The organism is Kineothrix alysoides, from assembly GCF_000732725.1.
Taxonomy (GTDB): domain Bacteria; phylum Bacillota; class Clostridia; order Lachnospirales; family Lachnospiraceae; genus Kineothrix; species Kineothrix alysoides.
Window position 1 is genome coordinate 186,193 of sequence record NZ_JPNB01000001.1, and the last position, 14,749, is coordinate 200,941.

At 38.5% G+C, this 14,749-nt stretch carries 16 protein-coding genes; 8 read left to right on the forward strand and 8 right to left on the reverse strand.

What is annotated here, in order from left to right; translation table 11 throughout:
- Positions 1 to 86: 86 nt before the first annotated feature.
- Positions 87 to 1,463 carry an MATE family efflux transporter gene (locus CC90_RS0100795; protein ID WP_408606089.1) on the forward strand — a complete coding sequence of 459 codons (1,377 nt, stop codon included), beginning with the start codon at positions 87 to 89 and terminating at the stop codon, positions 1,461 to 1,463.
- 16 nt (positions 1,464 to 1,479) lie between these two features.
- Here the strand turns inward: CC90_RS0100795 and CC90_RS0100800 are convergent, their stop codons facing one another.
- Positions 1,480 to 2,229 (reverse strand): LytR/AlgR family response regulator transcription factor, encoded by a 750-nt coding sequence (locus CC90_RS0100800; RefSeq protein ID WP_081905828.1) that lies wholly within the window; start codon positions 2,227 to 2,229, stop codon positions 1,480 to 1,482.
- A gap of 216 nt (positions 2,230 to 2,445) precedes the next feature.
- On the opposite strand from CC90_RS0100800, the gene CC90_RS0100805 reads away from it, so the two are divergent.
- Positions 2,446 to 3,033, forward strand: coding sequence for an accessory gene regulator ArgB-like protein (locus CC90_RS0100805; RefSeq protein ID WP_031388942.1), 588 nt, complete (start codon positions 2,446 to 2,448; stop codon positions 3,031 to 3,033).
- Between the two features lie 113 nt (positions 3,034 to 3,146).
- Here CC90_RS0100805 and CC90_RS0100810 read toward each other — a convergent pair whose 3' ends face one another.
- On the reverse strand, positions 3,147 to 3,956 hold the full coding sequence (locus CC90_RS0100810; protein ID WP_031388943.1) for an EFR1 family ferrodoxin: 810 nt from the start codon (positions 3,954 to 3,956) through the stop codon (positions 3,147 to 3,149).
- A 20-nt stretch (positions 3,957 to 3,976) separates the two neighbouring features.
- On the reverse strand, positions 3,977 to 4,549 hold the full coding sequence (locus CC90_RS0100815) for a TetR/AcrR family transcriptional regulator (protein WP_031388944.1): 573 nt from the start codon (positions 4,547 to 4,549) through the stop codon (positions 3,977 to 3,979).
- 326 nt (positions 4,550 to 4,875) lie between these two features.
- Here CC90_RS0100815 and CC90_RS0100820 point away from each other — a divergent pair, with 326 nt between their 5' ends.
- On the forward strand, positions 4,876 to 5,271 hold the full coding sequence (locus tag CC90_RS0100820; RefSeq protein ID WP_031388945.1) for a hypothetical protein: 396 nt from the start codon (positions 4,876 to 4,878) through the stop codon (positions 5,269 to 5,271).
- A gap of 9 nt (positions 5,272 to 5,280) precedes the next feature.
- Positions 5,281 to 5,478, forward strand: a complete 198-nt coding sequence (locus CC90_RS0100825) for a helix-turn-helix transcriptional regulator (protein ID WP_031388946.1) — start codon at positions 5,281 to 5,283, stop codon at positions 5,476 to 5,478.
- Between the two features lie 179 nt (positions 5,479 to 5,657).
- Here CC90_RS0100825 and asnA read toward each other — a convergent pair whose 3' ends face one another.
- The 4 genes from asnA to CC90_RS0100845 all read right to left on the reverse strand — a co-directional run bounded on the left by asnA (position 5,658) and on the right by CC90_RS0100845 (position 8,257).
- Positions 5,658 to 6,668: an aspartate--ammonia ligase gene (gene asnA, locus CC90_RS0100830; RefSeq protein WP_031388947.1), complete on the reverse strand. Its 1,011-nt coding sequence runs from the start codon at positions 6,666 to 6,668 to the stop codon at positions 5,658 to 5,660.
- Between the two features lie 224 nt (positions 6,669 to 6,892).
- A complete protein-coding gene (locus CC90_RS0100835) occupies positions 6,893 to 7,381 on the reverse strand; it encodes a pyridoxamine 5'-phosphate oxidase family protein (RefSeq protein WP_031388948.1) in 489 nt (162 codons plus the stop codon).
- Positions 7,382 to 7,395: 14 nt separating this feature from the next.
- Positions 7,396 to 7,833, reverse strand: a complete 438-nt coding sequence (locus tag CC90_RS0100840) for an EamA family transporter (RefSeq protein WP_242843219.1) — start codon at positions 7,831 to 7,833, stop codon at positions 7,396 to 7,398.
- Positions 7,826 to 8,257: a GNAT family N-acetyltransferase gene (locus CC90_RS0100845; RefSeq protein WP_031388950.1), complete on the reverse strand. Its 432-nt coding sequence runs from the start codon at positions 8,255 to 8,257 to the stop codon at positions 7,826 to 7,828. Before CC90_RS0100845 ends, CC90_RS0100840 begins: the two co-directional genes overlap by 8 nt.
- 876 nt (positions 8,258 to 9,133) lie before the next feature.
- Here CC90_RS0100845 and CC90_RS22830 point away from each other — a divergent pair.
- Positions 9,134 to 10,534 (forward strand): RCC1 domain-containing protein, encoded by a 1,401-nt coding sequence (locus tag CC90_RS22830; RefSeq protein WP_132038489.1) that lies wholly within the window; start codon positions 9,134 to 9,136, stop codon positions 10,532 to 10,534.
- Positions 10,535 to 10,872: 338 nt separating this feature from the next.
- Here CC90_RS22830 and CC90_RS0100860 read toward each other — a convergent pair whose 3' ends face one another.
- A complete protein-coding gene (locus CC90_RS0100860; RefSeq protein WP_031388953.1) occupies positions 10,873 to 11,460 on the reverse strand; it encodes a hypothetical protein in 588 nt (195 codons plus the stop codon).
- A 289-nt stretch (positions 11,461 to 11,749) separates the two neighbouring features.
- On the opposite strand from CC90_RS0100860, the gene CC90_RS0100865 reads away from it, so the two are divergent.
- The 3 genes from CC90_RS0100865 (at position 11,750) to CC90_RS0100875 (ending at position 14,361) form a co-directional block, all read left to right on the forward strand.
- Positions 11,750 to 13,099, forward strand: a complete 1,350-nt coding sequence (locus tag CC90_RS0100865; protein WP_031388954.1) for a putative DNA modification/repair radical SAM protein — start codon at positions 11,750 to 11,752, stop codon at positions 13,097 to 13,099.
- A 23-nt stretch (positions 13,100 to 13,122) separates the two neighbouring features.
- Positions 13,123 to 13,893 (forward strand): TIGR03915 family putative DNA repair protein, encoded by a 771-nt coding sequence (locus CC90_RS0100870; RefSeq protein ID WP_031388955.1) that lies wholly within the window; start codon positions 13,123 to 13,125, stop codon positions 13,891 to 13,893.
- Positions 13,894 to 14,133: 240 nt separating this feature from the next.
- Positions 14,134 to 14,361, forward strand: a complete 228-nt coding sequence (locus CC90_RS0100875; protein WP_031388956.1) for an HPr family phosphocarrier protein — start codon at positions 14,134 to 14,136, stop codon at positions 14,359 to 14,361.
- The last annotated feature ends 388 nt before the right edge of the window (positions 14,362 to 14,749 follow it).

Consider the following 14,749-nt stretch of genomic DNA (forward strand, 5'->3'; position numbering starts at 1 on the left):
TGCTAATCGTGTACACAAATGATGGAATTATTTAAAGAAATCCACAAAAGCGGAAGGATATGAGCAAAGAAATGTCCGGTAAATTAATGCAGGATGAAAATAATATAAAAGTAACGGATATGGGAAAAAGTAATGCCATAACGGAGGGAGTAATCTGGAAACAGTTGCTCCTCTTCTTTTTCCCTATTTTATTCGGCACTTTTTTTCAGCAGTTATATAATGCGATAGACGCCATTATCGTAGGAAGATATGTGGGAAAGGAGGCGCTTTCTGCCGTGGGCGGAAGCACCAATACAGTGATTCAGCTAATCGTAGGCTTTTTTGTAGGTCTATCCAGCGGAGCCACCGTTATCATATCCCAATATTACGGAGCGAAGAGGCAGGAGATGGTGGGATATGCGGTACATACGGCAATTGCCTTCAGCGTGATTGCAGGTCTTGCTATGTCAGCAGCAGGTATCCTCACTGCACCGGCAGTATTAAAAGCTATGAATACACCGGAGGATGTGCTTGGGCCGTCAGTTACCTTCCTTCGGATTTATTACTTAGGGATGGTAGGGAATCTCGTTTATAATATAGGTGCGGGAATACTCAGGGCAGTAGGTGACGCCAAACGGCCTCTGTACTTTTTGATCGTGAGTTGTATGACAAACATCGTTCTCGACATGCTGTTTGTGGTAGGCCTCGGCATGGGAGTGGCAGGGGCGGCGTTAGCGACTATCATTTCCCAGGCGCTCAGTGCGGTACTTGTTATAATGCTGTTAGCAAGGACGAAGGATATGCACCGTCTGGTCCTTCGCGATATCCGTTTGGATAGAAGGATGTTAGCGAGAATTATTAAGATCGGATTTCCGGCAGGCATGCAGTCAATTATGTACAGTTCCTCCAACGTCATTATACAAGCCGGCATTAATTCCCTGGGAACGGATACTGTAGCGGCATGGACGGCCTATAGTAAGATAGACAGTATATTTTGGATGATCGTCAGCGCCTTCGGCATTTCGGTCACTACATTCGTGGGGCAGAACTATGGAGCGGGGAAGAAAGAACGGATGAAAAAAGGAGTACGGATATGTATGGCTATGACTTTTGCCGCTACCTTTTTGATTTCCTTTGTGCTATATTTCTGGGGAATATATTGCTATCGGCTGTTTACTACAGATACGGCGGTAATAAGGATAGGAGTGCAGATGCTGCGCTTTCTCGTGCCTGTGTACTTCACATATGTAGCCATCGAGATTCTCTCCGGTGCCCTGCGCGGCGTGGGCGATAGCTGGATTCCTATGATTATATGTCTGATAGGAATATGCTCGCTGCGCGTAATATGGCTTATGCTGGCGGTTCCGCTTCGAAAGAATATTTATACGATCATGTTCAGCTACCCGCTCACATGGGTAGTTACGACTATTCTGTTCGTCATATATTATTTGTTTTTCAGTAAAGTTAAAGGACGTCAAAAATAAAGTTCTATGGAAACACTTAAGGAATATTCATATTCAGCTTTAGGGCAAGCGACTTTACAATGCGTGTAGCAACCGGACAGACCTTTCCGTTTTCCAGAATGACCAGACAATTTTTAATATTTACTTCTTTCACGTGGGAAAGGTTAATAATGCACGATTTATGACATTGAAAAAATGATTCGTCCAAAAGCTTTACTATTTTCTTCAAGGAATAGAAAAGCTCGGTATATCCATTTCTCTTATAGATTCGAATCTTATGCGCTTCTACGGAAGTTTCAATGCAGTAAATATCGGGCAGCTTCATGGAAATGATACGTCCGTCGATTTTTAAGGCGATAGCCTTTTGAATAGTATTGGTAGGGAGCGTATATAGCTCCAGCGCTTTGAGAATACATTCGCGTATGCGGGAGGAAATATCCTTGCTGTCGCTTTTTATAATATAATCCATGGCTTCCACCTTGTATTTGAAAGAAAGATAGGAAAGCTCGCTGTGAACAGTGACGAACACGATAAAGCCCCGCGGATCATATTTCCTTATTTCTCTGGCAAGAGCGAAGCCGTCAATGGAAGTATTCAGATTAACGTCGAGAAAATATAAGGATGGAGTCTTATGCTCGGTCAAATAGGAGAGAAGCTGATAGGGTGAAGAAGTAGTGCAAACGATAGAAGCATCCATATCTTCAATCATGATTGTGTTGGATACCAATTTATTAAAATGCTGCAATTGATTTTCATCGTCATCACAAATGTATACTGGTAACATCATTCCCCCTCAGTAAAAGTTGATATTAATGATGTCATGATACGATATAATAATTGAATTTACTACTTCTTACAACAAATCTATGATAATATTTTCATATGGAAATAAGGTGAAAAAATAATCGTTTAAGAAATGGAATTGAGCGTTTATGAAAAATATGGTAATATAATATCGAAGTATGTTATAAATAGAATCACGAGATGAGACGAGGTGTATAGCATGGAACATATGCTTGCGAGTAAGATTACGGATTGGTGTTTGAAGCGCAATGAGATGTCGGAGACACAAGCCATAGCGGTTACCTATGGAATAGAATTAATCTTTAATTCTCTGTTCAAAATGATAGGGCTAATATTGATCGGACTCATTTTCGGTCGTGCATGGGATGTAATATTATCAATTGGATGTTTTTCTTTGTTGCGTTCTTGTGCGGGAGGAGTACATATGAAGTCGAGCCTTGGCTGCTTCTTATCCATGGCGCTCGTGAGTGTCCTTTCCTGTGTAGGCGCGGAGTATATCAGTTATCTGCCGGTTGGCGTAATGATAGCTTTAACATTAGGAATTATAGTAGTTAATAAATTGTATGCACCATTTTTTACTGAAAATAATCCGATTGAAGACGGTAAACTTATCAAAAAGAAAAATACAGGTGCAGTAATAATCTCTGTAATATTATTGGCAATCATATGGATTACGCCCATATGGAAGCTTAAAATGATATTGCTTATACCGGTAACACTGGAAACCTTAAGCATATTGCCGTGCTGGCACGGAACTAAAAAAGCGGCTCAGGACAAAGCTGAATAAAAGCCTGCACCGCAGCAAAAACTTGATAATAAAGCAAGCATATTATTACTTAGTGTCAAAGGGGAATTTTGAGAATTGTCTTAATGTGCTTGCTTTTATTATATCTAAATCAATCAACGCTTCTTTATGTACCAGTCTAAGTTCTGCGGAATTTTATATCTTTTTTTACCCTTACTATACCCATAATTAATTGCTTTAACAGGGCATGCATGAAGGCAGGACATACAAAATTCACATTTTTGTCCCCAAACCGGTTTTTGAGAGACCATGCGGATATTTTCCACAGGACACACCTTGCTGCATAATCCACAACCGGTGCAGGAACTGTCCAAGTTGGAAGAAAAAATATTGCCTCTTTGCCAAAGGACGCTTGTTTCTTTTTCATTTAATTTATATCCAAAACTATGCCATGGTCTTACAAAAAAAGGTTCAAAATTCCGATGTGCCTGTTTATCTATGATCATAGAGGAATATTTGTTCAATTTATCTGTCGCTTTATTAAATAATTTACTGATATTTTTTTCGTCAGGAAGCCGATTAACATCTGTTAATAAATTACTTTTGTTTATGAGTGCTATATTATTAGGCATCTTTATACGATAAGAGGCAGAAAGTTTCATATTTCGTGTATCTAATATTTTTTCAAGCTGAATAGTTGCAATCCCGTCATATCCCCCCATTGTATGGACTTCATATAAATAGGAAGTATTAATTAATACGCTGTTTAGAAATTTTTTGATGATATTTGGCAATCCCCAATAGTAAACCGGGAAAAAGATTCCAACACGGTCGGCGCTGAGTGCTCTTGAGTTATCATATTGGGCAATATTAATAAGCTGGCAATCTCCGATCCTGTCTGCCAGTGTTTTGGCGGCCCAATATGTATTTCCTGTACCACTGAAATAAAATATAATATTTTTCATACTTTTTATCCTTTTTAAATTTAGATTTGAATAAGGTTAATCATATCTGCAATCATTTTGTTGCGCTGTTTTTTTTCAAAGAAATTAAAAGAAGTATTTTCTTTGATAATATCAGCTTCAAGAAATGATAGTTGTATGGTGCTGGAAATCATATTTAAAATAATCATTATTTCGTCGTCATTTAAATTGCTGTTTATTGATTTTAAAATGGGAGAATAATATTCAATAGCCTGTTTTAAGGAATCCGCTTTTATACACCCTTCCAAACAAAATTTTATATACAATTTACTTATTTCTCCATGCCCGGCTAAAAAGTCTGCATATGATTGAAAAGACAGTACAATCATTTCTTTGGACTCGACGTTTTTCTTTAGGAAGCTTTTATTTTCTTCTCTAATACTATTCTCTATATATTGCTTTACCGCATCAACTAATAAGTCCTGTTTACTTTTGTAATGATAATTGATTAACCCGACTGCTACATTTGCTTTTTTGGCTATTTGGCTAATACTGATATTAGATGAGCCGGTTTCTTCGATTAACTCTATCACAGCATTTACCATATCGTTTTTTGTTCTTTCGGCTTTGTACATATATCATCCCCTCTTTCGAATTAAAATGTTATTTGATAATTGATGGTATTCTGAAATTGAATAGTATTCAATAATTGAATTTGATTCAATTATATCACTTGTATATTATCTGTCAACAAAGATACTATAAATTATTTTTAAACTTGAGTTTTAGATTCGGGTATATGATTACATATTGAGTACAGGTTTTATAGCGTTTCATTGGAAAAAATTGTATGCAAATACTATCGTCAGGATAATCTATACTTTTTTATTGCATAAATTTTTTTATAGTGATATATTTATAACATATAAGTTATAAATATATCACTATAGGAGAGTGCATTATGAAAGTGAAAATGAATACTAAACTAAGGCTTGTTATGGAAGTAATAACAGTGCTGTACTTATTTCTTAGCGCATTACTACAGAATTCAGATTTCAATATTCCGCTTTTACTGACTTTGATTTGGAGCGTGATATGGTTCCTAATCTTTTTACAAGGAAAAAGATTAGGTGGAATAAAGGATGAGCTGATAATTTCCATATTATCTAAAATAAATGGAATAGTGGTGTATTTCTTTATATTTGCGATTGGCACTTTGTGTGTTTTTCTTATAACACCGTATAATAGCTTTTTTATTTCAAAGGTTACGATCGGGATATATTTAATGCTTATACTTCTTATTGCAACTGTAGTCAGATTATTATTATTTATATATTATGATAAGAAGGGTATGTAAAAGGTGGCTATGTTAAATACAAAAATAAAAGAATACCGGGAAAAGAAATCAATGAGTCAAAATGAACTTGCCAAATTGGTTGGGGTAAGAAGAGAAACAATAGTCCATTTGGAAAACGGCAGATATAATCCTTCTTTAAAATTAGCAATGGATATAGCAAAAGTATTCGACACAACAGTTGAAGATTTGTTTGAATTTATTGGTTAAAATAATGAACTGGCGCTGTCATAGTGCAATCTATAACCATATCGGAGTATGGGACGGCGCTGCGGTTAGTGCGTGCATGGAAAAAGCGGTATAACAGTGAGATGTTATACCGCTTATCATTATTATTAAAATAAAAAATCTCAAACTGATTTTGAAGATTCCGATAGCTTTGCAATTTCTTAAAGCAACTGCAGTCCATTCTCCCTGGCAGCAGCCATCGTCTCGTCAGGCCAAAGCGAGCACTGAACCTCTCCAATATGTGCCTTGCGCAAAAAGAACATACAGATACGCGATTGTCCGATGCCGCCGCCAATCGTATAGGGAAGTTCTTCCTCAACGACTGCTTTTTGGAAAGGAAGTTTCACGCGTTCCGGACATCCTGCCTTTTCCAGCTGAGAAAGCAGAGCCTCTTTATCCACGCGAATTCCCATGGAAGATAGTTCCAGTGCGATATCGAGAACCGGATAATAAACAACAATATCTGCGTTTAAAGTCCAATCGTCGTAGTCAGGAGCACGCCCGTCGTGCCTTTCGCCGGATTCCAGCAAATCCCCGATCTGCATAATGCATACGGCTCCTTTGGCTTTAGAGATATAATATTCTCTCTCCTTCGGTGTGTTATCGGGGAACATGTTCTCCAGTTCCTGCGTTGTGATAAAGAAGATATCGTGGGGCAGTATCTCTTCTATATAATCGTATCTGATTGCCAGATACTTTTCCGTCTTGCGCAGTACTTTGTATACGGTACGGACTACCTCTTGCAAGGTTTCGATATTTCGTTCTTCTTTGGAAATAATTTTTTCCCAGTCCCATTGATCCACATAAATGGAATGAATATTATCGGTCTCTTCATCCCGACGGATAGCGCTCATGTCGGTATAAAGGCCTTCTCCGTGAGAAAAACCGTATTTTTGAAGCGCCGAACGTTTCCACTTGGCGAGGGAGTGAACGATTTCGGCTTCCGCATCACCCTGCTCCTTAATGCCGAAGGTAACGGGGCGTTCTACGCCGTTTAAGTTGTCGTTCAGACCTGATTCGGGGGTAACAAATAAGGGTGCAGATACGCGCAGCAGGTTCAAACGCTCGGCAAGAAGATTCTGAAAGAAATCCTTGACGGTTTTAATACCGATCTGGGTATCGTGCAAATTAAGTGCCGACTGGTAGTCTTTAGGAATAACCGGCTTGCTCATAAGTAATCATCCTCACTTTTTTCTTTATTATTAATCATCTTACATAATTATACACAACTAATATTTAACCGCGTTTTGGATGATAATGCAAGCGTTAAATACTGTGAAGCAATATTTTGTATATTAAATGTTACTGTTCACTCCGTTCTCAGCAACGCATGATTTCTGCAATGCAAAAATTTTGCATGTAAATTCGCCCTGTAAAGCAGAAATCATCTCTTAAATCACGTTCTTCTCCGAACCAATTCGATTGCTTCTTTGCCGGACATATGCTCGATATCCAGTTCTATCATGCAAAGCTGCGGGAGTGATTTGTCAATTTCCTGAAGGTGCCCTTGTGCCTGCTCGGGAGAATACCTTTTTGTCAATTTCTCGATAGCGCTTCTTTTCTGCGCTTCGTCCTCCAGGATTCTGGCTTTTCCGAAAGCGATGACGCTGCGAAAGTAAGTGGTATATTTCTCCGGTACCACACTGTCTTTATCGATAACACAGAAGGAGACCTTTTCATTTCTTACAATGGAATCTATCTTGTGCCCCGTTTTAGCACAGTGGAAAAAGATTCTGGAATCATCGTACACATAACTGAGCGGAACCGCATAAGGATACCCGTCGTCTCCGGATACAGCGAGAACGCCGGAGGTTCCCCGCTGCAGGACATTGATACATTCTTCTTCCGGTAGATTTTGTTTTTCTCGTCTCATTTCTCTAAACATATGACACCTCTTTCTTATTTTGTATTAATTATGAACATGCCGACAATGCAAATGGCGATTCCCGCCAATTTTTTCATGGAAAGGCCCTCTTTATAAAGAAGCCAGCCGACAAACAGCATAATAACTGATACACACATATTTGCAATCAGCGACCCCTTGCTGATTTCCCAGCCGTTTCGATACATCAGAAGATAGCCGCCCTCTACACCTAATACGGCGAGTCCCAGCAAGAAATTGGATAAATTCATCTTGCTCATTTCCATAATCAGGCTTTCTTTTTTCGTCAGAAAGAACAAAAGAATACTGGAAACAAGGGCCACTCCATAAGTAGCGATAAGGGCAAGGAACGGATTTACGTCGGAGGGCGTATTTTTGCTGAACGTATGATAGAAGACATTGGAAAGGATGACCAGTAAAATAGGCATAATATATAGATAATTCAAATTATTCATCGCCGCCCTCCAATTGCTTATACATCAGGACATGAAGGCAGTATTCGTCATAATAGGGTTCTCCTGACGTTACGTAGCCCTGTTTTTCGTAGAAGCCCGCCGCCCTTACCTGAGCCGACAGATATATTTTCCGGCCTCCGGCTAAGCGTATTTGTTCTTCGGCCTCCTCCAGAATATGCGCACCGATATTTTTTCCTCTGTATGCTTTGTCAACGGCAATACGGCCCATGGCATATGCCGATTTCTCCCTGTCAAAATAGTAGCGGCAGGTTGCTATTGGCGCTTCCCCCTCAAATAGGACGAGGTGGGTGGAAATGTCGTCGAGGTCGTCGAATTCATCGATAAATCCTTGCTCCTTTACGAATATGGATTCCCTCAGAAAGGAGGCTTCTTGTGGTAAATAGTTATAACTTTTTGTGATCATGATGAGATATGTTCCTTCATAATATAGTTGATTTATGCGTTACAAAAACAAAAAACATTCAAAAACAAACCTTCTGATGCGGGAAATGCACCATACCTACGGTTTGCCCCTGAATGCCTTATATGCTTTATCCGGTGACAAAGCATTAGCTTTTTCTGACAAGATTATACTAAAGTTAAATGGGAATGTCAATGAAACAGAAACAATAAAACGAAGGAGAAATATGTTTTTAATGGAAGAGGAGGTGGATTCACAAACGAAATATCTATAATATAGTTCTGGATTACCCCACAAAGCAGTTGCTGTTTATCTATATCTAAAAGACCCTGCAAATAAAGAGAATTCTTGTTACCCAGCCATTGCAAGAGAATTAAATATCTCAAGTAGCTTGCTTTTTGAAATTTTAAGGTAAACATAAAGAAATTACTGCGCAGATTAGGTGGGCTATGGTATAGCTCATCATAGCCTATACAAATAAGTAAACATTTTAACTGATTATGACAGAGGTAGGAAGTAAATTTTAAAATATTGTTGGAATTGAACCAATATGCTATATTATATTTAATTATTTAGAAAACATGGTGGGTATAATGGCATTATATCTGTACCCATAAAGTGAGTCTGTTATTTTAATAATTATAAACTGTATTTAAAAAGGTTAAGGGGAAAATTATGTCTATAAAAGCTAGAGTTATTATATTATCATCCATATTTGTTTTGTTATTAATTACAGCGATTGCGGCGGTGCTTCAGCTGTCAGAGAAGGGAAGAACTGTCGCGGAAAATGGAAGGATTGAGACGGAGAGCGGCAACGGGGATAATAATTCTGTAAAAGTATTAAATGTAACAAGCACTAACCAATTTTTAGTGGAGGATATGGAAGATTTACAGATAAACAAAGTATTTCAAATTGAAAACTATTATATTGACAGTAAGGCAGAGACGGGAAATTATTATTTTATAGATGAAAATAAGACTCTTTGGGGAGAGGGTAAAAATGAATATGGTCAGCTGGGGTATTGGAAGAAAGGCGAAGAAGATATATTTGAAAGAGAGCCTCATAAAATTGCGGAAAATGTCATTCATGTAGATCGGGGAGGATTTTATTTCACAATTTTTCTTACAGAAGAAGGTCATCTTTATGGAATGGGTGATAATCTAAATGGATTAATGGGCATGGATAATATAGAAGGGCGAGATTACTTCTTAAATCCGGGAAGTGTGGTGACAGAGAAGCCTGTTTTATTAATGGAGGATATTGTTTATGCAAGATGCGGAAACAGAAATATTGTTGCTTTGAAAAAAGATGGCAGTGTATGGTGGTGGGGAGAATTTCGTACAACTTCTTCCAAGAGTGGAAAAGAAGAGAAGAGTATTAGTTATTCCCAGCCGGTAAAAATGTTGGAAGGTGCACAGTATGTAACGTGTAGTTCTTTTTGTGCGGGAGCAATTAAAAAGGATGGAAGTTTATGGTTGTGGGGAAATAATACCTTTGGTTCTTGCGGCATAAATAGCGGTGAGGAAGATTTCATAAATGAACCTACTAAGGTAATGAATGAAGTAAAAATGGTTTGGTTTGATTCTATGGAGTTTAATTCTACCCAGACGCCAAGTATACATCAATATGGGGATAATCCTGAAAAATGCATATATCCATATGTTACTTTTGCCGAGAAAGAAGGCGGAGAGTTGGTTGCATGCGGATACGAGGTAAAAGGAAAAGGAAGCGTAGAAAGGACCTATACTTTATATGGTGATATTTTAAGGACAGGAGACGCGGTGAATGGGGAAGACTTTGAACCTGTAAAAGTGAGCTATTCAGAGGTATTCCAACCAATCAGCATTGCCCAAAAGGATAGGGACATACATCTGAAATTAAAAGGATGTCAGTATGGCTGGTTCCCGGAAGAACTTGGAGAATATTTGGATACCATAGGCATGAGATTTAAAGTAATAGATGGGGAATCGGAAGGAGAACAGGTATATTATTTTGTTACCTTAGATAATTATTTTACTTTTTATTTTAATCAAAGTAAGGAGCTTTACCGATTTAGTTCAACAGCTTATGGATCAAGAGATGGAAAAATACTCATTGGGATGAGGAAAGAAGAAGCTGAGAGGTATTTGGGAGAACCTATAGAAGAGGTGGTTAACGCTGATAATAATATATATTCAAATGTTATTTATCAGAAAGATGATGTTTGGTTTGAGATTGGATATGAATATGGGAGAATATTTTATATAAATGAAAGTAGAATAGAACCAGATATATGGTAGCTTTTAGGGAACGAATTATTCATTCGTTCCCTAATTTTTTTGTATTTAGTTTTTCTGCAAAGAGAAGTTTGATGCAAGCTACATATTGGCCGGATTGCTTTCACCGGCTGTAGCACCACGAGTATATACATAGTCTCCTGCATTTGGGCTCGTATAAGCAGAACCACTGGTAGAAACTACATTTAATGCCCGCCTCAGTTTAAAGCGATAGCAAGCAGCTCCAAGCGCAGACTCTGTAACAGATGTTCCAGACTTTGATTCGCTTTCACAGCTTGAGCGTCCGTAAACGGTATTATAAAGAAATGGAAGTAAATGTAACAACTTAGCAAAAGTGTCCTTCAATTTTTGGGGGACATTTTTTTATTATTATGAAGAAAAGCAATAATTCTCTTATATGGTAATATAATAAGACTATTTGAAAATAGCAGCAATATAAATTGAAGTACGATAACCCATGTGTTTTTTGAATATCGGATATAGTCGGTATTTAGAATATATCCAAGGATATAGCTTCCATTTGAAGTACTATATTCAATTTGTAGTTTATATAAGGAACTGTGTAGAATCAAACTATCTTCCTTAATGTAAATAGAAGAATCGTTTTGAGGATTTGAATTATTATTTATGAATTCTAAAAAGTTTTTAAAATCATCAGCAGGAATTATTAAATCAAAAGTAAATTCTCTGCTTACATTGCCATCTACTATTTTATGATTGTATCCTTTTATAGTAAGGGAAGAAAAATCAGAAAGTCCTATTAAATCTTTAAGGTCATCACTTTGTAATTTTGTTAGGTGGGCAGATCTAAGGAAAGATTTTTCATCAAATTTAAATGCTGCATAAATGTTAAAAATAAACAATGAGATAGTAAGTGTGGTGAGGAATATAAAGACCCTAAATAGTTTGCCCCTTTTTCTTATTTTCATTTTTAGGCTCTCTCCCATATTTACTATATTTCAAAAATTCACTCCATATTACCATGAATTTAGCTGAATAAGCAAATAGATAATACGATACAGAGGGTATAAATGTATTCTAAAATACATAGGGCATCCCCAACCTTCCCTACCAGTACCTAAAGCACTTTCTTCGGTACAACACTCATTAGCAGTTAAGGTTTCTGTGTGAACAGTTGTTCGATAAAACTATTGATAAACGCGAATGAATATGGTATCATAATACAAACGGGTGTTCGAGGGACGGTGACAAGATTTGATGAATTATAAGGTTTCAGAAGAGATGTGTGTAATGGAGAAGCTGGGAATCTTAACAGATGCAGCCAAATACGATGTGGCATGTACCTCCAGCGGTGTGGATAGGAAGGGCAGCGGAAGCGGCATGGGGAATACCGTTGCGGGAGGCATCTGCCATAGCTTCAGCGCGGACGGAAGATGTATCTCTTTATTGAAGATACTTTTTACAAATGAATGTATTTATGACTGCAAATATTGTATTAACAGAAAGTCCAACGATGTTGTCAGAACCTCATTTACGCCGGATGAGGTATGCGAGCTGACCATGGGATTTTATAAAAGAAATTATATTGAAGGACTTTTCTTAAGCTCTGGCATATTATATAATCCGGATTTTACCATGGAATTAATTTATCAGACCCTGTATAAGCTGCGCAGGGAACACCGGTTTCAGGGGTATATTCATGTGAAAGCGATTCCCGGCGCAGATCCGTTTCTGATTCAAAAGACGGGGCTGTTAGCCGATAGGATGAGCGTGAATCTGGAACTGCCGACGGCGGAGGGACTTAGCCGCCTCGCGCCTAATAAGCATAGGAAAAACATTTTAGCACCTATGCGCCAGATTCAAAATGGAATTGTATCCAGTAAGAACGAAATCGTTCTATATAAAAATGCACCCCGTTTTGTTCCGGCAGGACAATCCACCCAGCTTATCGTAGGTGCCACACCGGAAAATGACTATCAGCTAATGACTGTGGCAGAAAGCCTCTATGAGAAATTTGAATTAAAAAGAGTGTTTTATTCTGCCTTCGTGAATGTGAACGAGGATAAGGAACTGCCCGCTCTTCCCGGAGGGCCTCCGCTCCTTCGGGAACATAGGCTTTATCAGGCGGACTGGCTGCTTCGTTTTTATGGATTTAAAGCAGGAGAGCTTTTAAGCGAAGAAAGACCCAATTTCAATATTCTGCTGGATCCGAAGGCCGACTGGGCGCTGCGTCATCTGGAAATATTTCCGGTGGAAGTAAACAGGGCAGATTATCAATTGTTGCTTAGGATACCGGGAATAGGGGTGAAGAGCGCGCAGAGAATCGTAATGGCGAGGCGTAACGGTTTTCTTAGCTTTCTTGATTTGAAAAAGATAGGAGTGGTGCTTAAGCGGGCGCTCTATTTCATTACGTGCAATGGAAGAATGATGTATAACACGAAGATAGAAGAAGATTATATCACGAGAAATCTTCTTACGGTCAAAGAAAAGCTACCCTTTGACAAGGATGGAATTACCTATAAGCAGCTATCCTTATTTGATGATGTAGGTTTTACTATGCAGCCGGATATTATCGATACTCATAAAGCAGTGCTGGGGCAGATGTAACGGGGAGTGGAGGTGTGTGCGGTATGGAAGAGAAATATTTAATATGTGAGGATTCATTAGAGGGCATTTTTACGGGAATCTATAAAGCCTATTCCTTGAAGGCAGATCACAGCCATCTGCATATACAGATCGGGGAGGAGGAGAATCTGCGCTTATTTGCAGAATATATCCCTATAGAGCCCGATGCCGGAATGGCAGTAAAGGTATCCCGCACTATTCAGCGGGAGTTAGGCGAGGAGACGTATATGAATATATGCCGTGCGCTGGCTTCGGAGGACAAGCAGAAGGGAGAGGCTGTATACAAGACTGTGGTGTGCGGACTGCAAATGAAAAATGGCAGGCAGGTTATGGGCAATCTGGCGAATTCCTACGTGCATAAGGTGTTCGAACTGAGCCGGGGGACCAACAACGAGGTTCTTCATTTGATGGGATTTCTCCGATTCCAGGAGCTGGAAAACGGCATATTATTTTCCAGGATAGGGCCTAAGAACAATATAGTGACCTTTTTAGCTCCTCACTTCGCGGATAGGCTGCCTCTTACAAATTTTGTCATATACGATGAGAACAGGGGAATATTTGCTGTTCATCCCGCTTCAAAGGATTGGTATCTCGTTACGGATGCCGAAATCAGCCGGGAAGCGATGGAGAATTATTCGAAGGAAGAGCTGGAATATCAGGAACTGTTTACTTATTTCTGCCATAAAATAGCAATAAAAGAGAGAAGAAACCTGAATTTACAAAAAAGCATGCTTCCCTTAAGATTCCAAGAATATATGGTAGAATTTAGGAAATAATGATCAATATGCAGTTTAGTGAAGTAAAGAGATAAAAGATAAATTGTGCAACTTTATATATTTTGACGAATATTGCGGATTGGGAGTGGTCAATATGAAAAAAAATTTCAGCGGCTAATATTTCCATGAATCCAGTTTATAGAAATTTCACTTTACTTTTATAGTGGATAAGGTATAATACACAAGTAACTGCGAGAAAGATATTTTCATGAAAGGATTTTTCAAGGAAGGGTGATATTTATGATACATCGTAAAATAAGGTTGAGACCCGACGAAGTGAAAAAATTTGTGGCAGCGGCATCGAAATGTGACTTTGATATTGATATTGCTTATAATAGATACGTAGTTGACGCAAAATCCATCGTCGGAGTATTGGGATTGGACTTTAATCAGATTTTAACAGTTTCCTATTCAGGATACGATGATGATTTTGAGTCGTTTATGAGACATTTTGCCGTCGCATCCTGATTTCCGGGGCTCTAATCTTCTCTGGGAAACCGGAAATGGACGTTACTGTTCACACAGTAGCTTAACACTTGCTGGTAAGCTACGTAAGAACATGATTCAAGAGATGATTTTTGCTTCGCGGAGCGAATTGGCATGCAAAATTTTTGCATTGCAGAAATCATGAGTTGCTGAGAACGGAGTGAACAGTAACAAACGGACAATGGCAAATAATAAGGTAATGTTGTTTGACTCCCTATAAGAGATAGAGTAGACTATCTTTATGGGGAGTTTTTTATGTAACAGGAAAGTGCACCTGTTACATAAAAAATGGATGCGCAGCTACGCGCGCAGAACAAAAGCTGTGCTGCCGAAGGACTTGGCCGCTAGAGTATGCGAAGCACACTTTTGT

What these genes read in the sequence shown, in the direction of transcription:
- CC90_RS0100870 (WP_031388955.1), top strand. Translation starts at nt 13,123, where the DNA reads ATGGAAGAGAAATATTTAATATGTGAGGATTCATTAGAGGGCATTTTT.
- CC90_RS0100825 (WP_031388946.1), top strand. Translation starts at nt 5,281, where the DNA reads ATGTTAAATACAAAAATAAAAGAATACCGGGAAAAGAAATCAATGAGT.
- CC90_RS0100810 (WP_031388943.1), bottom strand. Translation starts at nt 3,956, where the DNA reads ATGAAAAATATTATATTTTATTTCAGTGGTACAGGAAATACATATTGG.
- CC90_RS22830 (WP_132038489.1), top strand. Translation starts at nt 9,134, where the DNA reads ATGGAAGATTTACAGATAAACAAAGTATTTCAAATTGAAAACTATTAT.
- asnA (WP_031388947.1), bottom strand. Translation starts at nt 6,668, where the DNA reads ATGAGCAAGCCGGTTATTCCTAAAGACTACCAGTCGGCACTTAATTTG.
- CC90_RS0100860 (WP_031388953.1), bottom strand. Translation starts at nt 11,460, where the DNA reads ATGAAAATAAGAAAAAGGGGCAAACTATTTAGGGTCTTTATATTCCTC.
- CC90_RS0100800 (WP_081905828.1), bottom strand. Translation starts at nt 2,229, where the DNA reads ATGATGTTACCAGTATACATTTGTGATGACGATGAAAATCAATTGCAG.
- CC90_RS0100805 (WP_031388942.1), top strand. Translation starts at nt 2,446, where the DNA reads ATGGAACATATGCTTGCGAGTAAGATTACGGATTGGTGTTTGAAGCGC.
- CC90_RS0100845 (WP_031388950.1), bottom strand. Translation starts at nt 8,257, where the DNA reads ATGATCACAAAAAGTTATAACTATTTACCACAAGAAGCCTCCTTTCTG.
- CC90_RS0100875 (WP_031388956.1), top strand. Translation starts at nt 14,134, where the DNA reads ATGATACATCGTAAAATAAGGTTGAGACCCGACGAAGTGAAAAAATTT.
- CC90_RS0100865 (WP_031388954.1), top strand. Translation starts at nt 11,750, where the DNA reads ATGAATTATAAGGTTTCAGAAGAGATGTGTGTAATGGAGAAGCTGGGA.
- CC90_RS0100820 (WP_031388945.1), top strand. Translation starts at nt 4,876, where the DNA reads ATGAAAGTGAAAATGAATACTAAACTAAGGCTTGTTATGGAAGTAATA.
- CC90_RS0100835 (WP_031388948.1), bottom strand. Translation starts at nt 7,381, where the DNA reads ATGTTTAGAGAAATGAGACGAGAAAAACAAAATCTACCGGAAGAAGAA.
- CC90_RS0100840 (WP_242843219.1), bottom strand. Translation starts at nt 7,833, where the DNA reads ATGAATAATTTGAATTATCTATATATTATGCCTATTTTACTGGTCATC.
- CC90_RS0100795 (WP_408606089.1), top strand. Translation starts at nt 87, where the DNA reads ATGCAGGATGAAAATAATATAAAAGTAACGGATATGGGAAAAAGTAAT.
- CC90_RS0100815 (WP_031388944.1), bottom strand. Translation starts at nt 4,549, where the DNA reads ATGTACAAAGCCGAAAGAACAAAAAACGATATGGTAAATGCTGTGATA.